Origin of the sequence: Mycolicibacterium nivoides, from assembly GCF_003855255.1 — a bacterium.
In the GTDB taxonomy this organism is placed as follows: domain Bacteria; phylum Actinomycetota; class Actinomycetes; order Mycobacteriales; family Mycobacteriaceae; genus Mycobacterium; species Mycobacterium nivoides.
On sequence record NZ_CP034072.1, the window covers coordinates 3948991 to 3967922 of the forward strand.

General features: G+C 66.1%; 15 protein-coding genes. 11 read left to right on the forward strand and 4 right to left on the reverse strand.

The genetic code is table 11. From position 1 onward, the window contains the following. The first annotated feature begins 141 nt into the window (after nucleotides 1-141). Complete coding sequence (locus EH231_RS19255) at nucleotides 142-1566, forward strand: histidine phosphatase family protein (protein ID WP_124713095.1); 1425 nt, start codon at nucleotides 142-144, stop codon at nucleotides 1564-1566. A gap of 92 nt (nucleotides 1567-1658) precedes the next feature. Here EH231_RS19255 and EH231_RS19260 read toward each other — a convergent pair whose 3' ends face one another. Together EH231_RS19260 and EH231_RS19265 are read right to left on the reverse strand one after the other, a co-directional pair. Beyond that, nucleotides 1659-2564 carry an SDR family oxidoreductase gene (locus EH231_RS19260; protein ID WP_039325525.1) on the reverse strand — a complete coding sequence of 302 codons (906 nt, stop codon included), beginning with the start codon at nucleotides 2562-2564 and terminating at the stop codon, nucleotides 1659-1661. Nucleotides 2565-2608: 44 nt separating this feature from the next. Then, on the reverse strand, nucleotides 2609-3388 hold the full coding sequence (locus EH231_RS19265) for an SDR family oxidoreductase (RefSeq protein WP_044520691.1): 780 nt from the start codon (nucleotides 3386-3388) through the stop codon (nucleotides 2609-2611). Nucleotides 3389-3447: 59 nt separating this feature from the next. On the opposite strand from EH231_RS19265, the gene echA20 reads away from it, so the two are divergent. From echA20 to EH231_RS19315, 10 genes are all read left to right on the forward strand, one after another. Beyond that, entirely contained in the window at nucleotides 3448-4206 is a 759-nt protein-coding gene (echA20, locus tag EH231_RS19270; RefSeq protein WP_090430608.1) for a (7aS)-7a-methyl-1,5-dioxo-2,3,5,6,7,7a-hexahydro-1H-indene-carboxyl-CoA hydrolase, read from the forward strand. Beyond that, entirely contained in the window at nucleotides 4206-5093 is an 888-nt protein-coding gene (gene ipdA, locus EH231_RS19275; RefSeq protein ID WP_124713096.1) for a cholesterol ring-cleaving hydrolase subunit IpdA, read from the forward strand. Before echA20 ends, ipdA begins: the two co-directional genes overlap by 1 nt. Next, nucleotides 5090-5839: a cholesterol ring-cleaving hydrolase subunit IpdB gene (ipdB, locus tag EH231_RS19280; protein ID WP_124713097.1), complete on the forward strand. Its 750-nt coding sequence runs from the start codon at nucleotides 5090-5092 to the stop codon at nucleotides 5837-5839. Before ipdA ends, ipdB begins: the two co-directional genes overlap by 4 nt. A 3-nt stretch (nucleotides 5840-5842) precedes the next feature. Continuing rightward, nucleotides 5843-6913: a (3aS,4S,5R,7aS)-5-hydroxy-7a-methyl-1-oxo-octahydro-1H-indene-4-carboxyl-CoA dehydrogenase gene (gene ipdC, locus EH231_RS19285; protein WP_090430602.1), complete on the forward strand. Its 1071-nt coding sequence runs from the start codon at nucleotides 5843-5845 to the stop codon at nucleotides 6911-6913. A gap of 94 nt (nucleotides 6914-7007) precedes the next feature. Then, the gene (locus tag EH231_RS19290) at nucleotides 7008-7688 is read left to right on the forward strand and encodes a class I SAM-dependent methyltransferase (RefSeq protein ID WP_124713098.1); all 681 of its coding nucleotides are present in this window, start codon (nucleotides 7008-7010) and stop codon (nucleotides 7686-7688) included. Nucleotides 7689-8047: 359 nt separating this feature from the next. Continuing rightward, a complete protein-coding gene (locus EH231_RS19295) occupies nucleotides 8048-11776 on the forward strand; it encodes a nitrate reductase subunit alpha (RefSeq protein ID WP_241177770.1) in 3729 nt (1242 codons plus the stop codon). 11 nt (nucleotides 11777-11787) lie between these two features. Continuing rightward, nucleotides 11788-13374, forward strand: a complete 1587-nt coding sequence (gene narH / locus EH231_RS19300) for a nitrate reductase subunit beta (RefSeq protein WP_124713099.1) — start codon at nucleotides 11788-11790, stop codon at nucleotides 13372-13374. Beyond that, nucleotides 13371-14051, forward strand: coding sequence for a nitrate reductase molybdenum cofactor assembly chaperone (narJ, locus tag EH231_RS19305; protein ID WP_124713100.1), 681 nt, complete (start codon nucleotides 13371-13373; stop codon nucleotides 14049-14051). The genes narH and narJ overlap by 4 nt, the downstream gene beginning before the upstream one ends. 28 nt (nucleotides 14052-14079) lie before the next feature. Next, nucleotides 14080-14823 (forward strand): respiratory nitrate reductase subunit gamma, encoded by a 744-nt coding sequence (gene narI, locus EH231_RS19310; RefSeq protein WP_124713101.1) that lies wholly within the window; start codon nucleotides 14080-14082, stop codon nucleotides 14821-14823. A 100-nt stretch (nucleotides 14824-14923) separates the two neighbouring features. Further along, nucleotides 14924-15949, forward strand: coding sequence for an FUSC family protein (locus EH231_RS19315; protein WP_124713102.1), 1026 nt, complete (start codon nucleotides 14924-14926; stop codon nucleotides 15947-15949). Here EH231_RS19315 and EH231_RS19320 read toward each other — a convergent pair. Both EH231_RS19320 and EH231_RS19325 read right to left on the reverse strand, forming a co-directional pair. Next, nucleotides 15918-16553 carry a DUF1345 domain-containing protein gene (locus EH231_RS19320; RefSeq protein ID WP_090430596.1) on the reverse strand — a complete coding sequence of 212 codons (636 nt, stop codon included), beginning with the start codon at nucleotides 16551-16553 and terminating at the stop codon, nucleotides 15918-15920. The genes EH231_RS19315 and EH231_RS19320 overlap by 32 nt on opposite strands. Further along, nucleotides 16553-18856, reverse strand: a complete 2304-nt coding sequence (locus EH231_RS19325) for an FdhF/YdeP family oxidoreductase (RefSeq protein ID WP_124713103.1) — start codon at nucleotides 18854-18856, stop codon at nucleotides 16553-16555. The genes EH231_RS19320 and EH231_RS19325 overlap by 1 nt, the downstream gene beginning before the upstream one ends. Between the last annotated feature and the right edge of the window lie 76 nt (nucleotides 18857-18932).

Consider the following 18932-nt stretch of genomic DNA (forward strand, 5'->3'; position numbering starts at 1 on the left):
ATGAAGTTTGTCAAATACCTTCCCGCTCAACGGGATAACTGCTCGAACTCGCAGCAAGTCGCCAGACAATATCTCTGGCCGGCCAACGCAGTGTCACCGGCAGGTCACGTGAAATCCCTACAGCCACAATGGAGGAAACACATGAACCGCCGCAGAGGTGACGCGCCGGCGTCACGGTATCGAAGTCTACTAGGGGGTGTCGCCCTGGCATTCCTCGCCTTCTTCCTGGCGATGCCAGTGGCCCATGCCGCCGAGGTCATGCGCGTGACATTCGTGCGTCACGCGGAGTCGCAGGCCAATGCGAACCACATCATCGACACCACCGTTCCCGGTCCCGGCCTCACCCAGACGGGACAGCAGCAGGCACAAGCGTTGGTGGACAAGCTCGGCGACAACAACTACGACGCGATCTACGCATCGACCATGCTGCGCACCCAGCAGACCGCGACCCCGATGTCCCAGTACCTCGGTCTGCCGATCCAGGTGGTCGACGGCATCTCGGAGATTCCCGCAGGTGCACTGGAGGGCAAATCCCAGGACCAGTACGGAACGGCCTATATCCTCGCGCCGCTGAAGTGGGCCGGCCTCCTGCCCAACATGCCGGGCCCCGACCTCACCGCAACCCAGCCGGGCACCGACTTCGACGGCAATGATTTCAACGCCGGCGTGAACAATGCCCTGAAGTCCATGTACGACAAGGGCGATCGGAACGCCATCGTGTTCTCGCACGGCGGCACGATCATGTTCTGGACGATCATGAACGCGAAGAATCTCAGCATGGCCCAGAAGGGCATGCTGCTGAGCCAGTACACGTTGGGCAACACCGACTACGTGGTCGTCGAAGGCAATCCGGAAGACGGCTGGACCCTGGTGGACTGGAATGGTCAGAAGTTCACGCCCGAGCCGTCATTCGAGCACGAGGTGGGGCTGCAGTTCCGCACCCTGAGCCGGCAGCTGCAGCAGGCCGCAGACAGTGTCGTGCAGTCCTTCGCCTCGGGTAATCCCGCCACCATCGCCACCGCGATCAATCGTGGGATCGCTGCCGCGGGATTCTCGGTGCTCAAGTTCAATCGCGCGGTCAACGCCGAGATCATCAAGCGGACCACCGCTGCGTTCCAGACCGGCACCGAGGATCTGCGGCAGAAGGTGTCCACCGAGGTGGAGAACGTGAAGGCCGCGGTGAACACCAGCGCCGTCACGCGCAATCTCGCATCGGCACCGGACGCCCCGGACGCTGCAGGCGAAACTGCGACGGCCGCAAGCAAGGTCGCCGACGATTCGTCGGCCGACACCCCGGCGAAGTCGAAGGTCAAGGACACCCTCGACGGCATGGTCAAGCCCCGCGGCGCGACCGATCTGTCGGACGGCAACAAGGCTCTGCCGGGCGTCACGAAGTCACTCAGCCGTACCGGCGAGCAGGTCCGGACCGCCGTCAAGGATGCCCAGGACCAGGTGTCGTCATCGATCAAGAAGCTCGGCGACGCCGTCAAGAAGGCCACCGGCCAGACCGCTGGCGCCAACGACGGTGCCGGCAGCGACACCGCCGGCAACAAGGACGCCGCCTAACGAGTCTGCTTCTAGGACAACGAGTCTGCGCTCAGATCGCGAATCCGGCGGATTTCACGATCTGAGCGCAGTCTCGACGAAACAAGAAGAAACTAGGCGCCGTACACCGGGACCGCGGGGCGAGCCTTGGCCAGCAGGTCGTTGACGACCGGGCCCAGCTCGGCGGGATCCCACTTCGCGCCCTTGTCGATCTGGGGTCCGTGGGCCCAGCCCTCGGCGATGCGGATCTTGCCGCCCTCGATCTCGAACATCTTGCCGGTGACGTCCTTTGACTCGACGCTGCCCAGCCACACCACCAGCGGGGAGATGTTCTCCGCGGCCATGGCATCGAAGGCCTGGTCCTGGGTGGCCATCATGTCGGCGAACACGGTCTCGGTCATCCGGGTCCGGGCCGAGGGCGCAATGCCGTTGACGGTGACGCCGTAACGACCCATCTCGGCGGCGGCCACCAGGGTCAGCGCTGCGATGCCGGCCTTGGAGGCGCTGTAGGTGGCCTGGCCGACGCTGCCCTGCAGACCGGCGCCGGAGCTCGTGTTGATGATGCGAGCGTCGACGGTTTCGCCGGCCTTGGACTTGGCCCGCCAGTACGCGGCGGCGTGCTTCATGGTGGCGAAGTGCCCCTTGAGGTGCACGGCGGTGACGGCGTCGAACTCTTCTTCGGTGGCGTTGGCGAACATCCGGTCGCGCACGATGCCGGCATTGTTGACCAGCACGTCCAGGGTGCCGAAGGCGTCCACCGCGGTCTGGATCAGACCCTCGGCCTGCGCCCAGTCGGCGACGTTGGCCCCGCTGGTGACGGCTTCGCCTCCGGCAGCGACGATTTCGTCGACCACATTCTGCGCCGCGCTGCCACCACCGGCCGGCGAACCGTCCAGGCCGACCCCGATGTCGTTGACCACGACGCGGGCACCTTCGGCGGCGAACGCGAGCGCGTGCTCACGCCCGATACCGCCACCGGCACCCGTCACGATGACCACGCGGCCGTCGAGCAATCCCATAGCTGTTTCTCCTTAGTTCCTGGCCGACTTAGTTCCTGGCCGACTTACTTGTTGGCGCTTGAGGCGTCGAGGTAGGTCGGCGGCTCACCACCGCCGTGCACCTGCAGCGCCGCCCCACTGATGTAGGACGCCGCGTCAGAGGTCAAAAACGCTGCGGCCCAGCCGATGTCGGCGGGCTTGGCCAGCCGGCCCAGCGGCACGGTCGAGGCCACGGCGGCGACCGACTCGGCGTCGCCGTAGAACAGTTCGGACTGCTCGGTCTCGACCATGCCCACGATCACCGAGTTCACCCGGACCTTCGGCGCCCATTCGACGGCCAGGGTCGAGGTCAGATTGTCGATGCCGGCCTTGGCCGCGCCGTAGGCCGCGGTGCCGGGAGTCGGCCGGTGCCCACTGACACTGGAGATGTTGACGATCGTCCCGCCGGTCTCCTGTTTCTGCATCACCGCGTTGGCGTGCTGGGAGACCGACAGCGGTCCGAGCAGGTTGAGCTCGATGATCTTGGTGCTGAATTTGGCCGATGCATCGGCGGCGGCCACGTACGGCGATCCGCCGGCGTTGTTCACCACGGCGTCCAGCCGGCCGTGCCTGTCCACGATGGCCTCGATGAGTCCGGCCACCGATTCGTCATCACGAACATCGCAGCTGTGGAATTCGTAGGGCAATCCCTCGACCGGACGGCGTGCGCAGGTCACCACGGTGGCGCCCTGACCGGCAAAAACCGCGCTGATCCCAGCGCCAACCCCTCGCACTCCGCCGGTCACCAGGACCACCTTGCCGGTCAAACCCAAATTGATGGCACCGGCTTCTGGCGTATCGGTCACTGTGCTAGCGTACCAAGCAAGTGCTTGCTTAGGTAGCGACCCCTTCAGGAAGTGGATTGATGACGATCACCACCAAGACAGTCGAGCCGGGCATCGTCTCGGTCACCGTCAACTACCCGCCCGTCAACGCCATCCCGTCGGCCGGCTGGTTCGAACTCGGCGATGCGATCACCGCGGCAGGCCGCGACCGCAGCACCCACGTCGTGATCCTCCGAGCCGAAGGCCGTGGCTTCAACGCCGGTGTGGACATCAAGGAAATGCAGAACACCGAGGGCTTCACCGCGCTGATCGACGCCAACCGCGGCTGCTACCACGCGTTCAAGTCCGTCTACGAGTGCGAGGTTCCCGTCGTCGCAGCGGTCAACGGATTCTGCGTGGGCGGCGGCATCGGCCTCGTCGGCAACGCCGACGTGATCGTCGCCTCCGATGACGCCAAGTTCGGCCTGCCCGAGGTGGAGCGCGGCGCGCTCGGAGCCGCCACCCATCTCTCCCGGCTGGTTCCCCAGCACCTGATGCGCCGGCTGTTCTTCACCGCCGCCACCGTTCCCGCCGAGACGCTGCACCACTTCGGTTCGGTGCACGAGGTGGTCCCGCGTGAGGATCTCGACGAGGCCGCGCTGCGCGTTGCCCGCGACATCGCCAGCAAGGACACCCGGGTGATCCGGGCCGCCAAGGAGGCGCTGAACTTCATCGACGTTCAGCCCGTCAACGCGCGGTACCGCATGGAACAGGGCTTCACCTTCGAACTCAACCTGTCCGGTGTGTCCGACGAGCACCGGGACGCCTTCGCCGGAACCTCAAAGGGAGACACGAAGTAATGGCAGACAAGCGAACAACTCTCGACGAGGCGGTCGCCTCGATCGAAAGCGGAATGACCATCGGCATCGGCGGCTGGGGCTCACGGCGCAAGCCGATGGCCTTCGTCCGCGCCCTGCTGCGCACCGACGTCAAAGACTTGACCGTGGTCACCTACGGCGGCCCGGACCTGGGCCTGCTGTGCTCGGCCGGCAAGGTCAAGCGCGTCTACTACGGCTTCGTCTCGCTGGACTCGCCGCCGTTCTACGACCCGTGGTTCGCCAAGGCCCGCACCACCGGTGCGATCGAGGCCCGCGAGATGGACGAAGGCATGCTGCGCTGCGGCCTGCAGGCCGCCGCCCAGCGGCTGCCGTTCCTGCCGATCCGCGCCGGCCTGGGCAGCGACGTCCGCGCGTTCTGGGGCGACGAGCTCAAGACCGTGAAGTCGCCGTACCCCACCGACGGTGGCTACGAGGAACTGATCGCGATGCCCGCGCTGAACCTCGACGCCGCCTTCGTGCACATGAATCTCGGTGACGCCCAGGGCAATGCGGCCTACACCGGTATCGACCCGTACTTCGACGACCTGTTCCTGATGTCGGCGCAGCGCCGCTTCCTGTCGGTCGAGCGCGTGGTCTCCACCGAGGAGCTGGTCAAGGCCGTTCCGACACAAGCCCTTCTGATCAACCGGATGATGGTCGATTCTGTGGTGGAGGCCCCGAACGGCGCCCACTTCACCACCAACGAGCCCGATTACCGGCGCGACGAGAAGTTCCAGCGCCACTACGCAGAGGCCGCAGGCTCCGACGAGACCTGGGCCGAGTTCGTCAAGACGTACCTGTCCGGTAGCGAGGCCGATTACCAGGCCGCCGTTCGGAAGTTCAAGGAAGATCAGGAGGCCAGCAAGTGATTGCCGTGACCCGCGCTGAGGTGTGCGCCGTCGCCTGCGCCGAACTGTTCCGCGACGCCGGCGAGATCATGGCCAGCCCGATGACCACCGTCGTACAGATCGGTGCCCGGCTGGCCCGGCTGACCTTCTCCCCCGACATCGTGCTGACCGACGGTGAGGCCCGGATCCTGGCCGACACCCCGGCCATCGGCGCTCCGTTCACCGTCGAGGGCTGGATGCCGTTCAACCGGGTCTTCGAGACCCTGGCCTGGGGCAAGCGCCATGTGGTGATGGGCGCCAACCAGATCGACCGCTACGGCAACCAGAACCTGTCGGCCTTCGGCCCGATCCAGCACCCGACCCGGCAGATGTTCGGGGTCCGCGGCGCGCCCGGCAACAGCATCAATCACGCCACGAGCTACTTCGTCGGCAATCACTCCAAGCGCGTGTTCTGCGACTCGGTGGACATCGTCTCCGGAATCGGCTGGGACAAGGTCGATCCGGAGAACCCGGCGTACCGGTTCGCCAACATCTACCGCGTGGTGTCCAACCTGGGCGTGTTCGACTTCAACGGCCCCGACCACCAGATGCGCGCGGTGTCCCTGCACCCCGGGGTCGAGGCCGATCAGGTCGCCGACAACACCTCCTTCGAGGTACACGGCCTCCAGGAGGCCGAGACCACCCGGCTGGCCACCGACGAGGAGCTCAGGCTCCTGCGCGAGGTCATCGATCCGAAGTCGTTGCGCGACAAAGAGGTCAAGGTCTAAAGAATGGGCAAGCTCAAGACTCCGCTGACCGAACTGGTCGGCATCGAGCATCCCGTCGTGCAGACGGGAATGGGCTGGGTGGCCGGTGCACGACTGGTCGCCGCAACCTCCAATGCCGGCGGGCTCGGCATCCTGGCGTCGGCGACGATGACGCTCGAGGAACTGCAGACCGCCGTCACCAAGGTCAAGGCCGCCACCGACAAACCCTTCGGCATCAACATGCGTGCCGATGCGGGCGATGCCGGTGCGCGCGTCGACCTCCTGATCCGCGAAGGAGTCAAAGTCGCCTCCTTCGCTCTAGCTCCCAAACCCGAACTGATCGCCAAGCTGAAAGACGCCGGCGTCGTGGTGATCCCGTCGGTCGGTGCGGCCAAGCACGCCAAGAAGGTGGCCGGCTGGGGTGCTGACGCGGTGATCGTGCAGGGCGGCGAAGGCGGTGGCCACACCGGCCCCGTCGCCACCACGCTGCTGCTGCCCTCGGTGCTGGATGCCGTCAAGGACACCGGGATGCCGGTGATCGCCGCCGGTGGTTTCTTCGACGGGCGCGGCCTGGCTGCCGCATTGTCCTACGGCGCGGCCGGGGTTGCGATGGGAACCCGGTTCCTGCTGACCTCGGACTCCACCGTGCCCGAAGCGGTCAAGGAGCGGTACCTGCAGGCGGCGCTGGACGGCACCGTGGTGTCCACCCGCGTCGACGGCATGCCGCACCGGGTGCTGCGCACGGGTCTGGTCGAGAAGCTGGAGAGCGGTTCGCGGGCACGTGGTTTCGCCGCAGCCGTCGGCAACGCCCAGAAATTCAAGAAGCTCTCGGGTATGACGTGGCTGTCGATGGTCAAGGACGGCCTCGCGATGCGGCACGGCAAAGAGCTCACCTGGTCGCAGGTCGTGATGGCGGCCAACACCCCGATGCTGCTCAAAGCCGGTCTGGTGGAGGGCAATACCGATGCCGGCGTGCTGGCATCGGGGCAGGTGGCGGGCATCATCAACGACCTGCCGTCGTGCGCCGAGCTGGTCGAGAAGATCGTGGACGACGCGGTCGCACACCTTCGGTCCGCGTCGGGCTACATCCAGTAGCTTTCTCCGCGAACAGACGTAAAACTGCCCCTTTTCACGTGAAAAGGGGCAGTTTTGTGTCTGCTCACGGGAGAACGCCGGGCACAGTGGATGCATGGACATCCGTCGCGTCGAGCACCCGGTGGTCCGGCGGGCCGCCGAGGGACTGCACAACTTCAACAGCAGGCACCCGTGGAGTCACAACGACCACTTCCACGGCTGGATCCTGGCGAACCTGCCCGCACACCGCGGCACCGCGATCGACATCGGCTGCGGTCAGGGCGAATTGGTGGCTCAACTGGCCACTCGGTTCGCCCAGGTCCGCGGCACGGATCTTGATGCGGGCATGCGCGCCGAAGCGGTCCAGCGGTGTGCCGGCTTGGCCAATGTCACCATCGCCGACACCCAGCTCACCGAGCTCGACGGGCCCGTCGACCTCATCACCATGATCGCCGTACTGCACCACCTCGACGCAGAACAGGCGCTGATCGATATCAAACGACTGTTGAACCCGGGCGGACGGTTCCTGGCCGTCGGACTGGCAGCCCCGGCCTCGATCCGCGACACCGCATGGGATCTGGCCTCCGCGGTGACCAACCCGCTCATCGGCCTGATCAAGCATCCACGGCCGGCGCGCGGGGGTCCGGTGCCCCCGCCCTTCCCGGTGCGCGATCCCCGACTCAGTTTCGACGAGCTTCACGCCGTCGTCCGAGACATCATGCCGGGCGCCGAGATGCGCCGCCGGTTGGCGTTCCGGCACACCATCGCCTGGACGAAACCCAACATGGAGGCATAACGGCCGGGGATGTTTGCCATCGGAACGATCCCGGCCCAGTGGCGATGCTGTCCATCCCGAAGCTCGTGCCGGCGGAACGCTGTGGCGCAGCCGGCGCACCATCGCACGACCGCGGTTCGGGCAACGGCCGGGTGCATTGTTACCGGGGTGATAAATCATCAAGGATTTCCAGGGCTCGGACCACAGATTCCGCTGCCCGCCGATGCCCGCCGCCAACCGAGATTTCCCCCGTCACCGCAGGTGACAGCTCCAATCATCACATCGCCGCCGGATCAGCGTATGACTGCCGCGTTCCCATGAAATGACTTGTGCGTTAACGCAATTTCACAGTGCTCGGCACCCCCTGGTGCGTTCTTTTGATGCCCTCCGCGACGCCCCTACGCTCGGTTGTCAACAGGCTGGAGGGACGGATCGTGGTCGATTCACATGCAGGCGGCGCAACACCCGCCGATGCTTTGCTGCGACTGGGCAAGTATTTCCACCGCGGCGAGATCTCCGACGATCAGCGGACCCTGCACAAGATCGGCGGACGCTCGGCCGACGACTTCTATCGGGACCGCTGGGCTCACGACAAAGTGGTGCGATCGACCCACGGCGTCAACTGCACCGGATCCTGCTCATGGAAGATCTATGTCAAGGACGGCGTGATCACGTGGGAGTCGCAGCAGACCGACTACCCGTCGGTCGGTGCCGACAAGCCCGAGTACGAACCGCGGGGATGCCCGCGCGGAGCGTCGTTCTCGTGGTACACGTATTCGCCTGCGCGCGTCCGCTATCCGTACGTCCGGGGCGTGCTGCTGGAGTACTACCGTGAGGCCAAGGAGCGGCTCAAGGACCCCGTGCTGGCCTGGGCCGACATCGTCGAGGATCCGGAGAAGTCGAAGCGGTACAAGACCGCCCGCGGCAAGGGCGGGTTCGTTCGTGCCGAATGGTGGGAGGCCGCCGAGATCGCCGCCGCCGCTCACGTCCACACCATCAAGAAATACGGACCGGACCGTGTGGCAGGCTTCTCGCCGATCCCGGCGATGTCGATGGTCAGCCACGCCGTCGGCGCCCGGTTCATCTCGCTACTCGGCGGGTCGATGCTGTCGTTCTACGACTGGTACGCCGACCTGCCGGTGGCCTCGCCGCAGGTGTTCGGAGACCAGACCGACGTGCCCGAATCAGCCGACTGGTTCGACGCGGGCTACCTGATCATGTGGGGATCCAACGTCCCCGTCACCCGAACTCCCGACGCTCACTACATGACCGAGGCCCGATACCGCGGGCAGAAGGTGGTCGTGGTGTCGCCGGACTATGCCGACAACACCAAGTTCGCCGACGAATGGCTACCGGCCCGTCCCGGAACCGACGCCGCCCTCGCCATGGCGATGGGTCACGTCATCCTCAAGGAGTTCTTCGTCGAGAAGCAGACGCCCTACTTCACCGACTACGTCAAGAAGTACACCGATCTGCCGTTCCTGGTCACCCTCACCGAACGCGACGGGCGACTACTGCCCGGGAAGTTCCTCACCGCAGCCGATCTGGGCGGTGAACATGCCGATGTCGAAGCTGCGTCCTCCAAGACCGTCCTGCTGGACCAGGCCGGGCGACCCGTGGTGCCCAACGGCTCGCTCGGACACCGGTTCACCGCGTCCGGCGAGGGCCATTGGAACCTCGACCTGCAGGGTGTCCACCCGATGCTGACCCTGCTCGGCAGCCATGACGACACCGCAACCGTCGCCCTCCCCCGGTTCGACAGTGACAAGCCCGGCGTCCTGGAACGCGCCGTTCCGACCAGAGTCGTTGCCGGACATCGTGTGACGACGGTCTTCGACCTGATGCTGGCGCAGTACGGAGTGGCCCGCGACGGGCTCGCCGGGCAGTGGCCGTCGGGATACGACGACGCCTCCGAGCCCTACACCCCCGCGTGGCAGGAGGAGATCACCGGCGTACCCGCTCAGGCCGCCGAGCGCATCGCCCGGGAGTTCGCCGACAACGCCGAGCGTTCCAAGGGCCGGTCGATGATCCTGATGGGCGCGGGCACCAACCACTGGTTCCATTCCGATCAGATCTACCGGTCGTTTCTCACGCTGGTCATGCTCACCGGCTGCCAGGGCGTCAACGGCGGCGGCTGGGCGCACTACGTCGGTCAGGAGAAATGCCGGCCCGTCACCGGTTGGGCCACACTGGCCTTCGGCCTGGACTGGCAGCGGCCGCCGCGGCAGATGCAGGGCACGGTGTTCTGGTACCTGGCGACCGATCAGTGGCGCTACGACCCGTTCACCTCGGAGGTGATGGCCTCGCCCCTGGCCGAGGGCAAGTTCGCGGGCCGCACCGCCGCCGACAACATCGCCCTGGCCAGCCGGCTCGGCTGGATGCCGAGTTACCCCACGTTCAACCGCAATCCGCTGGATCTGGCCGACGAGGCCGCCCGGATGGACAAGGACGCCGCGGAATACGTTGTGGACGGGCTCAAGTCGGGCCATCTGCAGTTCGCCTGTGAAGATCCTGACGCCCCGGAGAACTTCCCGCGCTGCCTGACGGTGTGGCGGTCGAACCTGCTCGGCTCCTCGGCCAAGGGCAACGAGTACTTCCTCAAGCACCTGCTCGGCACCGACTCCGCGGTGGCCGCGCGCGACGAGGACGGCATCCGCCCGCAGGAGGTCCGCTGGCGCGACGAGGCCCCGGTGGGAAAGCTGGATCTGCTGCTGTCCCTGGATTTCCGCAACACCAGCACGACGCTGTTCTCCGACATCGTGCTGCCCGCGGCCACCTGGTACGAGAAGCACGACCTGTCCAGCACCGACATGCACCCGTTCGTCCACGCTTTCTCGCCGGCCATCTCGCCGCCGTGGGAGACCAAGACCGATTTCGAGGCGTTCCACCGTATCGCCCGCGGCTTCTCCTGGCTGGCCGAGAAACACCTCGGCCAACGCAAGGACATCGTGGCCATGCCGCTGCAGCACGACAGTGCCGACGCCACCGCCCAGCCCGGCGGTCACGTGCTGGACTGGAAAGCCGGTGAATGCGAACCGATTCCCGGCAAGACCATGCCACGGCTGGTCATGGTGGACCGCGACTACCCCGCGATCGCCGAGAAGATGGCCGCACTCGGACCGATGGTGGAAACCGTCGGCCTCACCACCAAGGGGGTGACCACGCACCCCGACGCCGAGGTCGAGTACCTGCGCGGCGTCAACGGCGCGGTGGTCAGCGGCGTGGCGATCGGACGGCCGTCGTTGGCCAAGGACACCCACGCCGCCGAGGCCATCCTGGCGTTGTCTGGCACCACGAACGGGCGCCTGGCCGTCGAGGGTTTCGAGGCCCTGGAACGGCGCACCGGAACGGAGCTGGTCGACCTGGCCAAGGAGAACGAGGGCAAACGAATCACCTTCGCCGACACCCAGGCCCGGCCGGTACCCGTCAACACCTCACCGGAATGGTCCGGTTCGGAGACCGGCGGCCGGCGGTACTCGCCGTTCACGATCAACACCGAACGCCTCAAGCCATGGCATACGTTGACCGGCCGCCAGCACTTCTACCTGGACCACGACTGGATGAGTGAGCTCGGCGAGCAGCTGCCGACGTTCCGGCCGCCGCTGGACATGACTGCGTTGTTCAACGAGCCGGCCGTGGGCGATACGAGCGGAGGCATCACGGTGCGTTACCTGACGCCACACTCCAAATGGTCGATTCACTCGGCGTACCAGGACAACCTGTACATGCTCACGCTGTCCCGGGGCGGTCAGTGCATCTGGATGTCCGACGTGGACGCCGCCAAGATCGGGGTCAAGGACAACGACTGGATCGAGTGCACGAACCGCAACGGCGTGGTGAATGCCCGGGCCATCGTCAGCCACCGCATGCCCGAGGGCCTGGTGTTCATGTACCACGCGCAGGACAAGGCCGTCGACGTGCCGCGCACCGAGAAGAACGGCAAACGCGGCGGCATCCACAACGCGCTGACCCGGATCATGATCAAACCCACCCACCTCATCGGCGGGTATGCACAGCAGTCGTTCGCCCTGAACTACCACGGGCCCACCGGAAACCAGCGCGACGAGGTCACCACGATTCGTCGCCGTTCGCAGGATGTGGAGTACTGACGATGAGAGTCATGGCGCAGCTCGCGATGGTGATGAACCTCGACAAGTGCATCGGCTGCCACACCTGCAGCGTCACGTGCAAGCAGGCGTGGACCAACCGCAGCGGTGTGGAGTACGTGTGGTTCAACAATGTGGAAACCCGCCCCGGACAGGGCTATCCACGGCAATACCAGGACCAGGAGCGGTGGAAGGGCGGCTGGACGCTGAACAAGCGCGGCAAGCTCACCCTGAAGTCCGGCTCCCGCCTCAAGCGGTTGCTGAACATCTTCGCCAACCCCGACCTGCCAACGGTGTCGGACTACTACGACCCGTGGACCTACGACTACGAGAACCTGCTCTCGGCGCCGGCGATGGACACCACGCCGGTGGCACGGCCCAAATCGCTGATCACCGGCCGGGACACCAAGGTCACCTGGGGCGCCAACTGGGACGACGACCTGGGCGGCGGACCAGAGCAGGTGGGTCGGGATCCGTTGCTGGCCAAAGTGTCCGAACAGGTCAAGCTCGAGTTCGAGCAGACGTTCATGTTCTACCTGCCGCGGATCTGCGAGCACTGCCTCAATCCGGCCTGCGCCGCGGCCTGCCCGTCCGGCGCCATCTACAAACGTTCCGAAGACGGCATCGTGCTGGTGGATCAGGACAAGTGCCGGGGCTGGCGGCAATGCGTCACCGGGTGTCCCTACAAGAAGATCTACTTCAACCACAAGACCGGCAAGGCCGAGAAGTGCACGTTCTGCTATCCGCGCGTCGAGGTCGGTATTCCCACGGTGTGTTCGGAGACCTGCGTCGGGCGGCTCCGCTACATCGGCGTGATGCTCTATGACGCGGATGCGGTGCTGGAAGCCGCCTCGGTCACCGACGACAAGGACCTCTACCCGTCACAGCTCGGGGTGTTCCTCAACCCGCACGACCCACGCGTGGTCGCCGAAGCCGAACGGGCCGGCATCTCACCCGAATGGATTGAAGCGGCCCAGAATTCACCGGTGTACCGGCTCATCGTCGACTATCAGGTGGCCCTGCCCCTGCATCCGGAGTACCGGACCATGCCGATGGTCTGGTACGTGCCCCCGCTGTCACCGGTGGTGGACATCCTGAAGGAGACCGGCCACGACGGTGAGAACCAGAACAACCTGTTCGGCGCCATCGACACGCTGCGGATCCCGGTCGAGTACCTCGCCGAGTTGTTCACCGCGGGTGAGGTCGGCCCGGTCCGGGCGGCTCTGCAACGTCTGGCGGCCATGCGGTCCTACATGCGCGCGGCCAACCTCGGTGAGGAGTTCGACGAGACCATCCCGGAATCGGTGCGGCTGAGCGGCGATGAGATCGAGGCGATGTACCGGCTGTTGGCGATCGCCAAGTACCAGGACCGCTACGTCATCCCCACCGGAGCCGGGTCGGATGCCCACCGCCTCGACGCACTGGCCACCGGCTGCAGCCTGGACGGCGACGGAGGGCCCGGAATGACCGCCTTCGACACCATGGTGGACAAGTTCCACCTGACCCACACCAATGATGCTGTTCCGCAGGGCGATCCGACCCGGGTCAACCTGCTCAACTGGGACGGCCGGAGCACAGACGGGTTGTTGCCTACCACATGAAGCTACTCACCCGCGGCCGCAGAACAGGTACGGGTTCTGCCCTGTCCGAACGCCAGCAGCGGCTGGTGTGGCGCATCACCGCGCTGCTGCTCGACTACCCGACGGCCGAAACAGCCGAGCTCGTCGGCCAACTGGCCGCTGCCACTGCGGAACTGCCGGATGCGGCGAGGGTGCCGTTGACGGAATTCCTGCAGCGGTTCGGCGAAACGGATCCGATGCGGCGTGCGTCGATCTACGTCGAGACGTTCGATATGCAACGGCGCAGCAGCCTGCATCTGACCTACTACGCCTACGGCGACACCCGCAAACGCGGTGTGGCCCTGCTGCGGTTCAAGCACGCCTACCGCCAGGCGGGCCTGGAGGTAGGCGACCTGGAGAATTCAGAGCTGCCCGACTACCTGCCCATGGTGCTGGAGTTCGCCGCGACGGTCGATCATGCCCAGGGTGAGCGCCTGCTGGCCGAGCATGTCCCGGTGCTCGAACTGCTGCGGCTCTCCCTGCAGGACAACGATTCCTATTACGCCGGGCTGCTGGCCGCGGTCCTTTCGACACTGCCCCCGGTGAACAGCGCCGACCGCCGCCGTATCGCACAACTCGCCGCCGAGGGTCCGCCTGACGAGGATGTCGGCCTCGACCCGTTCGCGATGGACCCGGTAGGCCCGGGGACCCGCCGATGAGCGCTTGCGCGAAGAGAGAAAGACTGCAATGAGCAACGTGCTGTGGATGACCCTGCCGTACATCGCCTTCACCTCGTTCGCCCTCGGGCACGTCTGGCGCTACAAGGCCGACCAGTTCGGCTGGACCACAAGGTCTTCGCAGATCTACGAGAGCAAGCTGTTGCGGCTGGGCAGCCCGCTGTTCCATTTCGGCATCCTCGGCGTGCTCGCCGGGCATGTCGGGGGGCTGCTGATCCCCCAGTCGTGGACCTCGGCGGTCGGCATCTCCGAGCACTTCTATCACCTGATGTCGGTGAGCCTGGGGTCGATCGCCGGGTTGGCTGTGGTCGCAGGGGTGGGCATCCTGCTGTACCGCCGCGTCACCGTCCCAGAGGTGCGCACCGCGACCACGCTCAACGACAAGGTGATGTACCTGCTGCTGGTCGGGGCGCTGGCGACCGGGATGCTGAACACCCTGACCAACGTGTTCTCGACGTACAACTACCGCGAAACCGTGTCGCCCTGGTTCCGCAGCCTGTTCACCTTGCATCCGGCACCGGAGCTGATGGCTGGATCCCCGTGGACGTTCCAGGCGCATGTGCTGATAGTGCTCGCCCTGCTCGGCTTCTGGCCCTACACGCGGCTGGTGCACATGTTCAGTGCACCGATCGGTTATCTGGTCCGCCCCTATGTGATCTACCGCAGCCGCGATCCGCATCGGGCCGGAAAGAACCGCTACGCCAAGGCCTGGGTGACGCCGCAGGCACCGCCCCAGCGCAGCCGTTGGGTGTGAGCCACCTGAAGACGCCGGGCCTGCACCGATAGGCAGCTCCGATCGGCTCGTCGGAAACTCCGCTTTGACGATCGCATCGCGGTGACGGAACCTCGATTGCATGCGCACCGTCCGAGTGTCCGCGCGGGTGCGCATCGCGATGACGCCGCCACCGGGCGACCATCGTCCCGCGCTGCGCGTCGCCCTCGGCCTGGCCGTGCCCGGGGTGGCCCTGCTTCTCGCGGGACGCCCGGACCTGATGATCTACGCGGTGTTCGGTGCGGTCACCGGGATGTACGGCCGGGCCGAGCCCCGGCAACGCCGTGTCGTCCATCAGACGCAGGCGGCGGCCATCCTGATCGCAGGCGTCGCCATCGGCGTGGCCCTGTCGAGCATGCGGGCGCACCCCTGGGCGCTGGTGGTCACCGCAGTCGTCTTCGTGACGGTGGGATCGGTGGTGACCGACCGCCTCGCGCTCAAACCGGAGGGGCCGTTCTACGGGGTGTTCGCCCTCGGCGCAGTCGCCACGGTGCCGGCCGGGCGGGTCTCGCCGGTGGCTGCGGTGTCCATATGCGCCGCAACGGCTTTACTGTGCATCGCGCTCGGCGCCCTCGATGCACCTCGGGCACCCCGCTTCGCACCACGTAGCTTCACCACACCCGTGCAGAGCGTGCCGATCCATGCCGCCCGCTACGCGGCGGCCGTCACCGCGGCAGGCACCGCAGGTCTGTTTCTCGGGGTGGACCACGCCAACTGGGCGATCGCCGCGGCCACCGGTCCGCTGGCGGCAGCCGATACCAGTGGCCGGGTCCGCCGCGGCGCGCACCGCTTGATGGGCACACTCATCGGTCTCGTGGTGGCCGCCCTGCTTCTGGTTCCGCATCCCGACGAGTACATCCTGGCCATCTGTGTGATGGTGCTGTTGTTCCCGACCGAACTGTTCATGGCACACCACCACGCGATCGCCCTGGGCTTCTTCACCCCGCTGATCATGCTGATGACCGATCTGGCCGAACCGGCGGAGCCGCTCGCGCTGCTCGCCTACCGCGGGATCGACACCGTCATCGGCGTCGCAGCGGCCATCGGGGTCGCGCTGTTGCTACCCGGACCGGGTTTCAGCTGGACACGATGCCGACGACCAGGTTGATCGTGGTTGCGAGGATCACGGTTCCGAACAGATACGACAGCAGGCAGTGCCGCAGCGTGACCGCGCGGATGGTCGTGTCGGTGACGCTGGTGTCCGACACCTGATAGGTCATGCCGAGGTTGTAGCTGAAGTAGAAGAAATCCCGGAACGCCGGCAGCTCGTCGGAATTGAAGTCGATGCCACCGGCTTTCGGGGTGTAGTACAGATATGCGTAGCGGGCGGCGTACATCAGGTGCATACCCGCCCACGCCATGAAGACCCCGGCCAGCGCCGCGGTGGCCGCGCTCGGATCGCTGTGTGAACCACCGCGAACCAGCATGACCACGATGCTGACCAGCGCACCGAGCGCGGCCGCCACGATCACGAGTTCCTCGACCACCGGGTTGAAGGCTTCCTGGCGGGCATGGTCTCGGGTGGCGCCGGCATCCATGGGCCACAGCAGAATCCATCCACCGGCGACGAAAACCGCTCCGGTGGAGGCGATCCCGACCAGCACCCCGAGAGAGGCATCGGTCAGCGCTCCGGTTATCTGGCCCGCGAGTACGCCGACGATCACCGAGCCCCCGAGCCGGGTAACCGGGGAGAGCAGCCATGGTGCTGCCATCAGGCGGGCGCCGACAGGGACACACGCACCTTGACGTTCTTCATGATGGGTTGATCGCTCTGGGTGCTGTAGTCGCCGATCGCGCACAGCACGTTCATCTCGGGCATGTAGCCCGCGGCACAGCCGCGCGGAATGCCGTACGGGATGGCCTTGTAGCGCCGTAGCGATCGAGTGCTGCCGTCGCGCGCGGTGGCGACGATGTCGACGTCGTCGAGCTCCTTGATCCCACGCTCGGCCATGTCCTGCGCATTCATGAAAACCAGTGTGCGCAGGTTCTTCACGCCGCGATAGCGGTCGTTGTCGGAGTAGATGGTGGTGTTCCACTGATCGTGTGAGCGCAGCGTGGCCAGGATCAGCGTGCCGGGCGCGGTGCTGTCGTCGGGTAGGTCGACCGCCGAGAACTCGGCCCGGCCGGACGGGGTCAGGAAGATCAGTTCCCGCGCCGGCTGCTTGATGCGGAAGCCCAGCGGGAGCCTGACCCGGCGGTTGAAATCCTCGAAACCGTTGAGCACCTTGGCCATCGTGTCCCGGATCCGGTCGTAGTCCTCGACGTACCAGCTCCACGGCGTGCCGCTGGAGGGCAGTGCGGCCCGCGCGATCCCGGCGATGATCGCCGGTTCCGACATCAGGTGCGGCGAGGCGGGCTTCTTCATCCCGACCGAGAGGTGCACCATGCTCATCGAATCCTCGACCGAGGTGGACTGGACCCCGGCCTTCTGGTGATCCTTCTCGGTACGGCCCAGACACGGCAGGATCAGTGCCCGGTGACCGTGGATCACGTGACTGCGGTTGAGTTTCGTGCTCACCTGCACGGTGAGACCGCATTTCTGCAGACCCGCGAATGTGTACGCGGTGTCCGGGGCGGCACTGGCGAAGTTCCCGCCCATCCCGACGAACACCTTGATCTCGTCGCGGTGCATGGCCTCGATGGTGTGCACGGTGTCCATTCCGTGCTCGCGCGGCGGGTCGATACCGCACACCTCGGCGAGCCGGTCGAGGAAGGCGCCTGCCGGCCGGTGGTCGATACCGCAGGTGCGGTTGCCCTGCACATTGCTGTGCCCTCGCACCGGTGACGGCCCGGCTCCTTCGCGGCCCAGATTGCCGCGCAGCAGAAGCAGATTGACGATCTCCCGCACGCTGTCCACGCCGTGCTCGTGCTGGGTGACACCGAGGCACCAGCTGATGATGCTGCGGTCGGCGTCGCAGTAGATCTTTGCCGCCTTGCGGATATCGGCCTGGCGCACACCGGATTTGTATTCGATCTCGTCCCATGAGGTGGCCACACAGACCGCGCGGTAGTTCTCGAATCCAGCGGTGTAGCGGGCGATGAACTCGGCATCCAGCGCCTTGGGGTCGATTTCCGCGTGTTCCAGAACGGCTTTGGCGATGCCGCGGATGAGCGCCATGTCCCCACCGATCCGGGGCTGCAGGTTCAGCGTGCTGGTCTTGGTGGACTTGAAGGTGGCCATCCGCAGGAAGTCGTGCGGGATGATGGTCTTGGTGGCGCCGGCTTCGACCAGCGGGTTGATGTGCACGACCTGCGCACCGCGCCGGTAGGCCTCGGACAGCGCGGTGAGCATGCGCGGCGCGTTGGAGGCGGCGTTGACGCCGATGATGAACAGCGCGTCGGCGGTCTCCCAGTCCTCGAGGTCGACGGTGCCCTTGCCCGTTCCCAGCGCTGCCTGCAGCGCCCGCCCGCTCGCCTCGTGGCACATGTTGGAGCAGTCCGGCAGATTGTTGGTGCCGAGCTCGCGGGCCATCAGCTGGTACAGGAACGTGGCCTCGTTGCCCAGCCGGCCCGACGTGTAGAACGCCGCCTGGTTCGGGTCGTCCAGATCCGCCAGTGCCCGGCCGACCACATCGAACGCGTCGCGCCAGCTGATCGGTTCGTAGTGATCGGTCCCGGAGTTGTAGATCATCGGTTCGGTCAGCCGGCCCTGGTCTTCGAGGGCGAAATCGCTCCAGGTCGCCAGTTCGGAGACGGTGTGCCGGGCGAAGAATTCCGGACCGCAGCGCTTGTGCGTCATCTCCCACGTGACGTGTTTGATGCCGTTCTCGCAGATGTCGAGTTTGAGGCCCTTCATGTCGTCGGGCCAGGCGCAGCCCGGACAGTCGAAGCCGCCGTCCTCGTGGTTCATCTTCATGATCGCGCGGGGGCCGTCGATGGGCTCGCGCTCGCGGATCAGGAACCCGGTGACGCTCTTCGCCGCGCCCCATCCGGCCGCGGGGTGATGGTAGGGGTGGAATTCCGGTTGGTCGTGCCCCTCGGCGTCGGTGCGCTGCTCGGTGCCCCGGTCTGTCATGAGTCAAGTCTGCGCGCCTGCGAACGGCCGCGTCCAAGGAATGTTTCCGACGATGCGATAAGCCGCGCCTATCGTC